The 10,805-nt window shown below is 63.9% G+C and carries 15 protein-coding genes; 10 read left to right on the top strand and 5 right to left on the bottom strand.

Translation table 11 applies throughout. The annotated features are described in order from the left end of the window. The 8 genes from VN520_RS13795 to VN520_RS13760 form a co-directional block, all read left to right on the top strand. On the top strand, positions 1-210 hold a 210-nt coding region (locus tag VN520_RS13795), incomplete at its 5' end, for a DUF6879 family protein (protein ID WP_331681914.1). 129 nt (positions 211-339) lie between these two features. Continuing rightward, complete coding sequence (locus VN520_RS13790) at positions 340-513, top strand: Scr1 family TA system antitoxin-like transcriptional regulator (RefSeq protein WP_325747185.1); 174 nt, start codon at positions 340-342, stop codon at positions 511-513. Between the two features lie 147 nt (positions 514-660). Then, complete coding sequence (locus VN520_RS13785; RefSeq protein WP_325747184.1) at positions 661-918, top strand: hypothetical protein; 258 nt, start codon at positions 661-663, stop codon at positions 916-918. Continuing rightward, positions 893-1,423: a DUF6879 family protein gene (locus tag VN520_RS13780; protein WP_325747183.1), complete on the top strand. Its 531-nt coding sequence runs from the start codon at positions 893-895 to the stop codon at positions 1,421-1,423. The genes VN520_RS13785 and VN520_RS13780 overlap by 26 nt, the downstream gene beginning before the upstream one ends. Positions 1,424-1,449: 26 nt before the next feature. After that, positions 1,450-2,298, top strand: a complete 849-nt coding sequence (locus VN520_RS13775; protein ID WP_325747182.1) for a helix-turn-helix transcriptional regulator — start codon at positions 1,450-1,452, stop codon at positions 2,296-2,298. Between the two features lie 293 nt (positions 2,299-2,591). Beyond that, a complete protein-coding gene (locus tag VN520_RS13770) occupies positions 2,592-2,804 on the top strand; it encodes a hypothetical protein (protein WP_325747181.1) in 213 nt (70 codons plus the stop codon). Between the two features lie 308 nt (positions 2,805-3,112). After that, entirely contained in the window at positions 3,113-3,553 is a 441-nt protein-coding gene (locus VN520_RS13765) for a hypothetical protein (RefSeq protein ID WP_325747180.1), read from the top strand. 73 nt (positions 3,554-3,626) lie between these two features. Then, positions 3,627-4,058: a hypothetical protein gene (locus tag VN520_RS13760; RefSeq protein WP_325747179.1), complete on the top strand. Its 432-nt coding sequence runs from the start codon at positions 3,627-3,629 to the stop codon at positions 4,056-4,058. 294 nt (positions 4,059-4,352) lie between these two features. Here VN520_RS13760 and VN520_RS13755 read toward each other — a convergent pair whose 3' ends face one another. After that, a complete protein-coding gene (locus VN520_RS13755) occupies positions 4,353-5,126 on the bottom strand; it encodes an XRE family transcriptional regulator (protein WP_325747178.1) in 774 nt (257 codons plus the stop codon). Positions 5,127-5,447: 321 nt separating this feature from the next. On the opposite strand from VN520_RS13755, the gene VN520_RS13750 reads away from it, so the two are divergent. Next, positions 5,448-5,948 (top strand): hypothetical protein, encoded by a 501-nt coding sequence (locus tag VN520_RS13750; RefSeq protein ID WP_325747177.1) that lies wholly within the window; start codon positions 5,448-5,450, stop codon positions 5,946-5,948. A gap of 74 nt (positions 5,949-6,022) precedes the next feature. Further along, positions 6,023-6,652 carry a class I SAM-dependent methyltransferase gene (locus VN520_RS13745; RefSeq protein ID WP_325747176.1) on the top strand — a complete coding sequence of 210 codons (630 nt, stop codon included), beginning with the start codon at positions 6,023-6,025 and terminating at the stop codon, positions 6,650-6,652. Between the two features lie 59 nt (positions 6,653-6,711). Here the strand turns inward: VN520_RS13745 and VN520_RS13740 are convergent, their stop codons facing one another. From VN520_RS13740 to VN520_RS13730, 4 genes are all read right to left on the bottom strand, one after another. Further along, entirely contained in the window at positions 6,712-8,121 is a 1,410-nt protein-coding gene (locus VN520_RS13740; RefSeq protein ID WP_325747175.1) for a DUF3987 domain-containing protein, read from the bottom strand. 394 nt (positions 8,122-8,515) lie between these two features. Then, the gene (locus VN520_RS13735) at positions 8,516-9,241 is read right to left on the bottom strand and encodes an Lsr2 family DNA-binding protein (protein WP_325747174.1); all 726 of its coding nucleotides are present in this window, start codon (positions 9,239-9,241) and stop codon (positions 8,516-8,518) included. A 280-nt stretch (positions 9,242-9,521) separates the two neighbouring features. Beyond that, positions 9,522-10,049, bottom strand: coding sequence for an HNH endonuclease (locus VN520_RS39625; protein WP_414719845.1), 528 nt, complete (start codon positions 10,047-10,049; stop codon positions 9,522-9,524). Positions 10,050-10,350: 301 nt separating this feature from the next. Beyond that, complete coding sequence (locus VN520_RS13730; RefSeq protein WP_325747173.1) at positions 10,351-10,695, bottom strand: hypothetical protein; 345 nt, start codon at positions 10,693-10,695, stop codon at positions 10,351-10,353. Positions 10,696-10,805: the final 110 nt, after the last annotated feature.

Raw genomic sequence — 10,805 nt, 5'->3', positions numbered from 1 at the left:
CTCCCCCGCAGGCAAGCATCTGACCTTGCCCTCCCGGGAAACGACTTCTGGCTGTTCGACGGGAAGCTGGCCCAGTTCAACATTTTCGACGGGGTCGGCCGATGGGTCCACACCGACCAGACGGACGACCCCGCCGTAACCGCCCACTGCACGGCGGCCTTCGAAGCAGTGTGGGAACGCGGCATCCCGCACGAGAAGTACACCGTCTGAATCACTGGCCGGTCAGCTCATGCCTTCCTCCCCGCTCTCCACAGCCCAAGCAGCACGGGCCGCCGTGGCCACCCGTCTCCAAGGGCTCATGAAAGACGCTGGGCTCTCAGGGCATGACCTGGCCGTCCTGTGCGGCTCGCACGGGAGAGTGACCACCGCTTCGCGATCCTCCTCGAAGAGACGGTTCTCCACTACCGCGTCGCAGACGACGCCGCGATGTGCGGACAGCTTGAGTACCTGCCCACGGCCGCCGGACCGTCTGGCCTCTCGAAACCTTCTACGCCTTTGGTGACCAACAGGTAGCCGTCGAGACACTGGGAGGGGAGATCAACTTGACTGCGCCCGGGCGCCCTCCGTCCTACCGGTATCCAGCGAGCCTCTTGACGCTCCTGCGATGCAGGGACGATGCTCATGCAAGTTGGCGTAAGCCACTCGACACCGGAGGCAGTCATGGCACTACGGTTCATCGGGATTGATCCAGACACCGGGCAGCAGGGCTCCCCCACCGTATGGGTGGACGAGGAAAAGGGAGAGCTGGTGCTTCAGGGCTGGAAGCCAGACGAGAAGCTGGAGGCGGAATGCGCTGCGCTGGAGATTCCCGGGCACGCTTCGGGCATCCCTCCGCACGAAGCCGTGATTCGGATTCCGGCCCGCATGGCGCCGATGCTCAGGAAGGCGTGCGATGTCGCAGAACGAGCCGGGTTTTAACGAGCTGCTGGCCGCAGCCAAGCATTCGGCTGTGCACCTGGAGCTGCGCGACTCGTACGGCGTCGGGGACGAGGCGGAGGACTTCGAGAGCTGGAAGCGCACGGGCCGGCGCGACACCGACCCGGCGTCCGCCTACTGGGCGCCATGGGTTGATTTGATTCGCAGCACTGTGGCCCGAGGCGTAACGGTCCGCCGTGCCCGCGTCGTATCGGAACCGGTAACGGATTACATCAGGTACGAGCATGCCGGCACCGTGGTCAACCTTCACGCCGGAGAGCAGGTCCGCTGGCTGCCCAGGCGACAGGCTTCGGACATCGCGCTTCCCGGAAACGACTGCTGGGTGTTCGACGGAGAGGTCGTACTCTTCAACCATTTCTCCGGTGAAGGGAACTGGTCCGAGCCCGGCTGGGAGGTTCGTTCCGAGCCCGCCGTGGCGCGACTGGCCTCCACTGCGTTCGAGGCAGTCTGGGAGCGCGGTATCCCGCACGAGAAGTACACGGTCTGACCTGACGGAAATCGAAGAGCCCATTCATGTCTACGTCCCCCTCCTCCAGCGCCCAGGCAGCCCGTGAAGCCATAGCCGCTCGCCTCGGGGGTCTGCGCAAAGACGCGGAGCTGACCGGGCATCAGCTGGCCCTTCGGTGCGGCTGGAGCCCCGCGAAGTCGTCCCGCATCGAGCGGGCCAAGACCCCTGCATCGGCCGCCGACATCCGCGCCTGGTGCACAGCGTGCGGAGCAGAGGATCAGACAGACGACCTGATCGCGGCGAACCGCCAAGCCGACCAGATGTACGTCCACTGGCAAAAGCTGCATCGGCACGGCATGCGCCGGGCGCAGGAGGAGGTTGTCCCTCTCTACAAGCAGACTCGCCACTTCCGCGTGTACTGCTCGAACGTGGTGCCGGGCATGCTCCAGACCGAGGCGTACGCGGCAGCTCTGCTGTCGACCATTGCCGCCTTTCAAGGGACCCCTGACGACTCGCAGAGGGCGGCGGCATCCCGAATCGAGCGCTCACGCGTGCTCCATGACGGTAACCATCGCTTCGCTCTCCTGTTGGAAGAAACGGTGCTCCGTTATCGCGTCGGCGATGCTCCCGCCATGGCTGGACAGCTCGGTTACCTGCTGGCCGTCATGGCGCTTCCGAACGTGAGCCTCGGGGTAATCCCTTTCACGGCCCAGCGGCTTGTCTGGCCCTTGGAAGCCTTCTATCTCTTCGACAACCGCCAAGCGAGCGTGGAGCTGCTCACGGCCGCAGTGAACGTCACGGCTCCCAGCGAGGTTGCCACGTACGCCAAGGCGTTCTCCGGGCTGTCCAAGCTCGCCGTCTACGGCGCCCCCGCCCGGGCTCTGATCTCGGACGCGATCACATCCCTCGATTAGTTCCTGTGCAAGACCGTGGCTCGCCCCGTCCCCCGCTTTCCAGGGTCATTCCATCGACCTCGGAAGCGAGCGGGAGGACGCGGCGTAATGACGACGGAACCGAATCGGTGGCACGAACCAATGGTGACGCTGCCTACGCGGAAGGAACGCCCCGCGCCCCGGCCGGTGGCTGGTTGCCCCGAGTGTGCGCGACTGGGCCAGCTCCAGAAGGCCGCTGCGATGGAGCGGGACAGCAGCACGATCGCTGACTGCAACATCCTTTTGCGGATGCACGGGACCGGCCACTGATGGACATGCAGACCTGGAGAGACGGCCGAGCACGAGCCACTGATGCCGCCGAGTCCATACGGGCCGCGCTGGCCGCCCTCGGAATACCCGAATCGGCTTGGAGTGGCGTACGCCCCACCGTCACGTACAACGGGAACGCGTACGTGCACCTCGGCCTCCTGCCCGCATATGCCGTGAAGCAGATCGCGGAGGCCCTCCAAGGTCCCTCGGCCCATTGAGCCAGCCTCTGACTCCTGCCACCGCTCCCCCCTTGCGGCTGGCAGGACCGCCCCCGACCGGACAAGGCATGAGCACGGGAAGACGCTTCCCGGTCCGGGCTGGCGAGCCCGGGTTCCTCCCCCGGTCCGCCCCTTGGCTGGGGTGCCGCCCTGGCGGTGAGGGCAACGCTCCGGCACCAGGGAAAGCAGGAGGCCCCTGATCACCCGAAGGAGGCGAAGCGATGACCGACCCCGGCGACAAGTCCGGAGGCACCGGCGGGGGCAGTTCCCTCCTCCGTTGACTGTCTGATTCGAGAGGAGCACTGTCAATGACGACCTTGCTGGAACCCCCCGCCGCCTTACGGCGCGGGCGGGACCTCGTCAGTCCCGAGCTGTTCGAGAAGGTGTCGGAGTTCTGCGCGCAGGAGTACGGGCACGAGCTGTCCACCGCCCACCGGATCGTGGACCAGGCCCTTGCCTTCCTCAAGGTCATGGGCGACACCCGTGCTTTCGACATGACCCCGTCCGACGCCGTGGACCCCGGCTGGCACTCGTTCGTACTCCATACCCAGGCCTACGCCGCGTGGTGCGAGGAACAGTTCGGGTTCTTCCTCGGACACGAGCCCAAGGCCACCGTCCGCACCCGCCCGCTGATCGGTTCCGTGGTGGACCGCGTCAGGGCCGCCGGATTCCACGTGGACGACCGGCTGTGGGGCGCTGCGAAGAACTGCAACCCGCCCGCGTGCTGCGGTGACGGCGACGGCTGCTGATCCACTCTCACCGAACGGAAGCGGTCCGGGCGTGGCTAAGGCGCCCGGACCGCCACAGCCAAGGGTTCCAGAGATGAGCAGCGATGACGAGGGCCTGACCGGACGAGGCCGGGTCACGGTGTTCGCGATGTTCGGCACGGTCTTCGGCTACGCCACCCACCATCTTGACGAACGACGGATCGGGGACGTGGCCGTGATCGGCCCCCTGACCCCTGGTGTCGAGTGGCCACGGCTGTGGCAGATGGCCCGTGCCTGTGGGAGGCCCGCAGCCAAGGACACCGAACTCGCACAGTGGATTCTGATCCAGGCGACCCGGGCGTTCGTCTGCGGCAGCGGCCGCATCGCCCAGTTCCACGACCAGGACTGGAAGCTGGAGCCCGGTGGGAAGCGCGCCGGCTTCGAAACCACCTACGCCAACCGGGATCACCTGTGGACCGGCAACCTGACCGTGGACGGCCTCAGCCCTGACCAGGTGGCCGAGCGCCCTTCGCTCCACCGGGCGTAGCTCGCGCGCAAGACCCCCGGCATCACGCCGGGGGTCTTGTCGTTCATACAGGTCGGCATCCGGTTCCAGTCCGGTCTCCCGTCCCGTGTTTCCCGCGAGAACAGTGCTACGGCAGGTTGCGGGCCATCACGATGCGCTGGACCTGGTTCGTGCCTTCGTAGATCTGCGTGCTCTACGGCGCGCATTCGCCTGACCTGCCAAAACACCCCACGAGTGAGGGAGTCGCCCAGGATTCCCCCAGGGTCGGTCCAGAAGCGGTGCTCTCACGCGTTGGTTACGTGACCAGCCTGCCACTCACTCTGGGGAAGGCGAGTACCTTTCGACACTGGCCCGTCCCGTGGAGCGGTCGAGTAGGCGGAGCTCCCAGGGTCCACTGTTCACGTCGAAGTCCTTCCCGAAACCGACCCACTTGCCTGCCATGCGGCGGCCCGTCGGCTCGATCAGTAGCTGGACGGCACCGTGGTACCGGGCACCGTGGTAGTAGCCGTCCACCGCCGTCTGTTCCGTCCACGTTCCTGTGATGATGTTCCGGTCCACGGTCAGGTCCAGAGACAAGGGGCTGTCCGGGTTGGTCGACGCTCCGGGCAGGCTCTGGGCTGTCAGCCTGTTGCCGTGCTGGACGATTACGACATGGTGTTTGCAGTCGAAAGTCTCGTCACGGCTGGACGAGTAGAACTCGTACCGAGACAGCCAGATACCTGCGTACTCGCCGTGGGTCTCCGGCTCCGGGCTTGTGACGGCATTGGTCGTGCCGACTTCCCCTGCTTCCATATCGTGACCTCCTGCGCCGTCTGAGTGGACGCGTGTCATAGGGATCGCAAACCCTAGTGACTGCGGGGCGCGGCCAGTGAACTTTTTCAGCGCTCGCGCATACAGCGGCCGGCACGTCCTGGTCTTCCCGGACTCCCAACGTTGCACGAGTCGCTTGGAAGCGTCGTTCGGTTCGCCCAGTGCTTCCCCCGCGCCACGTAACCCCTGGGCGAACTCGTCTTGGCTGAGGTTCATCGACTTGCGTACGGAGGTCAGTACGTCGTTGGGAACTCGTCCATGCTCGGCCGTAGTCGTCATGGTCCGAGGCTAGCCACGCAGCACCTCGAATGACACCGGTTTGACGCCCTCGGAGTGACGTCGACATGACGCCCGAGGGTCGCCTCGAACGTCGCCGCGATGGTCGAGATTAATCCGGAACATGGTCAACATGTCCATCCGCATCAGCGCCTACAAGGTGAGAGTTGACGGTACGCAGACGGAGCCGCGAACCCTGTACGAGGGTGAGGGCGGGGAGCCCCTCGCGACTGGCCTGATGCCCCCGTGCCTGTGCCCCAGGTGCAGAGGCGGACGGCATGAACGGAGCACGTCGGACATCCAACTACGTGGAGGAAAGCCAGCATGAGTACGGCAGTAGTGATCCGCGACCCGAGGACGTACATCGCGCCGGACGTATGGGAGCGGGAGGTAGCCCTCCTTCTCCGCAACCCCGCTAACACACGTGAACTGGCGGAAGCCAAGTTCGGGCAGGCCATCGCCTACCTGGTCACGTGCGGCGAGAACCCTGACCTTCTCATGGGTCCGTCCGAACAGGTGGACGAGGCATGGCACTCGTTCATGCTCGACTCGATCCCCTACCACCACTTCACCGACCGGCACTTCGGCCGGTACATCCACCACGTTCCGGAGCTTCCGGGGACGACGGCCCAGGTCCAGTGCCTCAGCGACGACGAGGCGGCGCGGGACGGGCACGGCTCCAAAGATGGCCGACCGCTCGTCCTGGAGCGGACGATCACGGCCATCAAGGCAGCCGGGTTCAAGATCGACGCCGACCTGTGGGGCATGGAGAGTGCAGCCGACTGCAACCAGTGCCACTCCGGGTGCCACGACTCACCCAAGTAGAGCCGCCTAGCCGTTGAGTTGGGGCCTACCCCGTACGTTGGGAGTAGGCCCCTTCTGCTGGAAAGGATCACCGCATGTCATTGGCTGAGTCCTGGGACAAGTACGCGGTCGGGAGCAAGCCGCGCAGGGCAGTGAACGCCACGGGCGAGACAACGTGGCTGAACTGGACTCAGTACGCCGATCACGGGCCGACCGAGAGCGTTCTAGGAACCGTCGCCGGACGTCGGGTGCTGGAACTCGGCTCAGGCAGCGGGAGCAACCTGGCACACCTGGTCACGCGCGGTGCGACGGGTCTGGGAGTGGACGTTGCACCAGCCCGCGAATCGGTCGCGAAGGAACGCTGGGCTGGTCTGGCGGGTCTTGAGTTCCGAACGGCAGAGGTGACGGCATTCCTGAGCGAGACGGACGAGACGTTCGACGTCGTGCTCTCCATCTTTGGTGCCGTGTGGTTCGTCGATCCGCACACACTGCTGCCGCTGATTCGATCCCGTATGACTTCCGGTGGCACTCTCGCGTTCTCCCACCTCCCCACCGGAAGCCAAGATGTGAAACCAGGTGGGGCAGGATTGCGGTACAACCACAGCCTCGACGCATGGAAGCACCTGCTCACATGCCACGGATTCGCGGTGGTGTCAGCATCAATTATCGATCCGCCGCAGGGCAGGACCGTGGGCACGATGCTCGTACACGCGTTGGCACGCTAACCAATAGGGAACGCCCCTGCCAATCGCGGCGGGGGCGTTCATTTGGTTTGTTGGGGAGATCAGAGGAGCGCGTGGAAGGGGTTGGAACCTATGGTCGGTTCCGGCTGCTTCACTGGCACGGGCTCCGATGTCTGCTTCGGTGTTGTTCTGTAGGTGTCGATCTGTACGACCTTGGCGCGCTTCACATCACGCTCCGGGTCAGCTGGCCTCGACAGAGCACTACGGGAAACGTCGCTCCTGTTCTGCCTACTGTCCGCGCTGGCCGGCTGCGGCACAGAGTCACGGGAACTGTCACCGCGAAGTGTGAGAACGGTGGACGGGCGTCCGGTCTTCCCCGACCGTTCAACGGTTACGACGATCCCGGGAAGTGCCTTGACCTCAGTAGCACTTGCTCCCACGTACGGGAGCACCTGAGACGACGTGGCCCGACCGCCATGCATCTCGATCCGGGCCCGGACCTTGTCCGCCAGGCTGAGCGGCTGCCGCTTCACCTTCGGAGCGTCAGCCCCCTTGGTGATCCGTACGGTGTCCTGGACTGAACGGCGTACGAGTGTGAAAGCGGCCGAAAGGATCTCTTCCGTGATGGTCTCGGAGCACTCGGAAGCGGCCAGGCAGGCCGCGACCCTGAGTGTCTGTTCTGCGGTCCGTTCGATGAATACTGCCTGTTCGTCGGGCAGGGTCTCACCCAGGATGCGGGCGTATCGGCGTACGACCTTCCACAGGGGGCGGGCGTCTTCGGAGAGTGTGATGACGCGGGAGCGTGCGGTTGCCCATCCGTAGGCTTCGGCCAGTTCTCGGCTGTCGATGTCGGGCAGGCTCACACGGTCGTCGTCGAGCATGGGAACTGATCCCAGCAGGAAGGGGAGGATGCGGTTGTACGAGCCTCCGGCCGCTTCCGACTCCCCTACGTACTTGGTCCAGTCGGACGGGGTGACATGGCAGTGCAGGACCATGGCGGGGTCGCGGACTTCCTGAGCCTCTTCCTTGGTGGTGTTGCGGAGCGTGGCACCATCCCAGGCCGCGCGAAGTTTGGTCGTGAACGAGGGGTCACGCTTGACCCTGCGGAGCACTTCCGACCATTCCTCTTCCACTACCAGGGTGCGCACGTCGCGGCCCTGTTCCGTCTCGGCTGTGGCTTCCTGCTGGCCCCACAGATGGTTGACCAGACTCGCCCCGGATGTGATCCCGGATGTGGTGTGGGTCGCCAGGAAGCGGCCCACGGACTTCTCCAGAACATGGTGCGCTGCCCTCAGTGCCGACCCCTTTCCACGTCCTGTACCGGCGACCAACGCACTCCACAGCAGCACCGGACGGCCGTTGCCACGGGAGGAGACCTTGACGGTTCCGCCGATGGCTGCCGACCACATCGACAGGGCGGACACGTACACACCCAGTTCATCCGTTTCCAGGTACGGGGAGATCTTGCGGACGGAACGGCCTATCGGGCCGTAGAGAACGGGGGTGTTCATGCTGCTGTCACTTCCTGAGAGTTGGTTCGGTTGAGAGGGACGACAGGACGCCACCGGCCGCCGTCCTTGGTCTGTTCGTGGGGTGCCTTGGCTGTCTTGCGCAGCAGGGGGAGCATGTCGCCCCCGTCCGCCGGAATGATCACGGCGGTACATCGCACTGCCTTGTCCATGGGGATGCGCCGTGCGACTGAGGCAACCGTCAACAGGTCGTCACTCACGATGCCCGTGCGGTCCTGGCCCCGGGGGGTCATCCAGGTGACCCACGATCCTGGCGTGCACTTGCCCTTGGACGGTTTGGAGCCTGCCCCGTATCCCTTGGCGCTCTTCCACACACTCAGGTCACGGGGCCCGGGGTGACGGCCGCACTCAGCAGCCGTCACCGTAGGCGCGGCACTCAGGCCGCTGCCGCTTTTCCCTCCGAAGCGTCCCTGTGTGTCAGCTCGAAAGCGTGCCGCACATGCATGGGGATGCGGCCCTTGGTGGGTATCTCGTATCCGTTGGTCCGGGCCCAAGCTCTGACAGCACGGTTGCGCTCACGCTCGCTCATGGCCTGGGGGCCGACCTTGGCAGGCTCAGGAAGCGGGTCGCTGCCTACCAACTCACCAGCACAAACAACAGACTTGAAGCGGCCAGGCTCCCGCACGTCCATGCACGGGATGCCACGATCCGAAGCGTCCCGAAGCTTCGAACCGTTGCGCTCCCCACCATCACCCAGGATCAGCAGCACAGTGGACTCATCGGCACGCCCCACCACCTGATAGCCAAGGTTCCGAACAGCCTCCCGCACTGTCTCCCAGTCGTATCCCGGTACCTCTCCCGCGATCATCACGGATCGGACAGGCAAGGGGTCGGTCACCACTTCGGACTCCGCTTCCGGCTCCGGCTCAGCAACAGGGGCAGGCTCAGCAACCGGCACAGACTCAGGCTCGACAGTGTCGTGCACCCCAGTCCCGAGAGCATCCACCAGGTAGCGGCCGAAGGTGGCGTTGTGCTCCACGCACAAGTCCCAAGTGCGAACGCCAAGAGTCAGCGTCTGCGTAGCCTCTTCCTCGCTCCCGTCGCGGGCAATGTGAGCGTCGCAGAGTGTCTTCTGAACTGGGACAAGCACGGTCTTGCGCATAGCTCTGCATTCCTTTGGTAGGGAGAAAGTGTCAGCGGAAGGCCGGAGCGCTGCTCAATGACTCACCCGCTTAACCCCCATTCTCCACCACCCTTATCACAGAACGATAACTAACAGATAACTGACGCATTACTCAAGTGAATACAATAGTGGGGGTAATGCTTAATTCAAAAGGAATAGGTACCACCGGGGGTGCCTTCCTTCCGTCGTGTTCGCCAATCAAAATATGAAATAAGGAAGCGGATCGACATTTGTCGATCCGCTTCAGTCGGAGAAAGTCTTATCGGGCACCGAAAAAGGCGTCCATGATGTCACCGAAGTCGCCGAACTCGGAATCATTAATGAAAACAGGTCGGGGAGTCACGGAGAACCCGGACAAATGGGCCTCCTGGATCTGTTTGCCAGCTCTGCGCCGGAGGTCATCTATCGCTTCTCTATTTCGTGGATAGCGTGCTTCGGGAAAGCATTTTCGGAACCACTTTCGCCGCTCGGGATCCTCTATTTCGAGGCACGCAGACTCAACTCTGCGGATAGTCCTAACGCATTCCTGGTGAGCGTCCTGGTATGAGTCCATAAGAGAGATGTCACCCAGGGGTGTGCCGCCCCTCTGTCGGGGGAGTTGGAACTCTCGCCGCATGATCCATTGAGGAAGTGGGCTATCCCCCTTGCTCAAGTTGCAGTCGTCACAGGCTGGCACCAGGTTCTTGGAGCTGTCCTCTCCTCCAGCAGCAAGCGGGATCACGTGATCCATGACCCGAGACTCCGCTCCGCAGTAGAGGCACCGACCGTTGTGGGCGAACAACACCATCATGTGTACCCACCCGTAGAACCGCCTTCTTGCCACTCCACCCCTCCCACCGGCTGTGGCGCAACAGTAGCGAGCGCCTCTGACAACGAGCTCACTCAGGATCGGCACGGGAAGCAACATGTTGGAACATGCTCAAGTCGGTCATCCCATGGATGGCCGTTGCCGGTCAAAAGCCACCCGATGTGAATGGAGAACTCTCGGAGACAACTTGAGCACTCCTCTGGCCAGGAACATTCGATGCCGGGCCTGTGCTGGCCGTCATGAGCATCTGTGGCTCTGGCCTTGGCTGCTCGGCGGGCGCTCACCGCGTATCACCTTGGAAGGTCCAGCCGAGCCGCTTCATGCTTTCTGCGGTCAAGCCCAAGGTGCCCGCAAGGTGTCGGTATTCCATCTGGTGTGTGCTTGTGGCCGTGCCAACAAGGATATTTCCGAAGTAGGTGAGCATTACAGCCACGGTAGGAATGAACGAATCATCCCACATGGAGGCCTGCGGCGATTCCCACCACTGCCGCCACTGGTTACGATCCGCCTCGGTCCATTCCCGGAAAGCGGGCAGCTCAGGAACGGGAAGCCCGTGATCCCATGGGAGCTCTATCAGGCCCTTAAACCGGGAGTGTGGTGAATTTGGGTTTCGCATCTTGGGCATGGATTCCTCCAGTTTCGGTTACGTGGCGTCGATGGCCGGCCTCGGGCTCTCATCGACGGAGCGTGAACGGGATGGGGCCCCGCCATGTTGGCAAGGCCCCTAACTAATCT

It is taken from the genome of Streptomyces sp. (assembly GCF_035563135.1).
Taxonomy (GTDB): Bacteria; Actinomycetota; Actinomycetes; order Streptomycetales; family Streptomycetaceae; genus Streptomyces.
This window is presented reverse-complemented; position numbering and strand designations above follow the sequence as displayed.

What these genes read in the sequence shown, in the direction of transcription:
- VN520_RS13760 (WP_325747179.1), top strand. Translation starts at nt 3,627, where the DNA reads ATGAGCAGCGATGACGAGGGCCTGACCGGACGAGGCCGGGTCACGGTG.
- VN520_RS39625 (WP_414719845.1), bottom strand. Translation starts at nt 10,049, where the DNA reads ATGGTGTTGTTCGCCCACAACGGTCGGTGCCTCTACTGCGGAGCGGAG.
- VN520_RS13780 (WP_325747183.1), top strand. Translation starts at nt 893, where the DNA reads ATGTCGCAGAACGAGCCGGGTTTTAACGAGCTGCTGGCCGCAGCCAAG.
- VN520_RS13755 (WP_325747178.1), bottom strand. Translation starts at nt 5,126, where the DNA reads ATGACGACTACGGCCGAGCATGGACGAGTTCCCAACGACGTACTGACC.
- VN520_RS13740 (WP_325747175.1), bottom strand. Translation starts at nt 8,121, where the DNA reads ATGAACACCCCCGTTCTCTACGGCCCGATAGGCCGTTCCGTCCGCAAG.
- VN520_RS13785 (WP_325747184.1), top strand. Translation starts at nt 661, where the DNA reads ATGGCACTACGGTTCATCGGGATTGATCCAGACACCGGGCAGCAGGGC.
- VN520_RS13735 (WP_325747174.1), bottom strand. Translation starts at nt 9,241, where the DNA reads ATGCGCAAGACCGTGCTTGTCCCAGTTCAGAAGACACTCTGCGACGCT.
- VN520_RS13745 (WP_325747176.1), top strand. Translation starts at nt 6,023, where the DNA reads ATGTCATTGGCTGAGTCCTGGGACAAGTACGCGGTCGGGAGCAAGCCG.
- VN520_RS13765 (WP_325747180.1), top strand. Translation starts at nt 3,113, where the DNA reads ATGACGACCTTGCTGGAACCCCCCGCCGCCTTACGGCGCGGGCGGGAC.
- VN520_RS13750 (WP_325747177.1), top strand. Translation starts at nt 5,448, where the DNA reads ATGAGTACGGCAGTAGTGATCCGCGACCCGAGGACGTACATCGCGCCG.
- VN520_RS13775 (WP_325747182.1), top strand. Translation starts at nt 1,450, where the DNA reads ATGTCTACGTCCCCCTCCTCCAGCGCCCAGGCAGCCCGTGAAGCCATA.
- VN520_RS13770 (WP_325747181.1), top strand. Translation starts at nt 2,592, where the DNA reads ATGCAGACCTGGAGAGACGGCCGAGCACGAGCCACTGATGCCGCCGAG.
- VN520_RS13730 (WP_325747173.1), bottom strand. Translation starts at nt 10,695, where the DNA reads ATGCCCAAGATGCGAAACCCAAATTCACCACACTCCCGGTTTAAGGGC.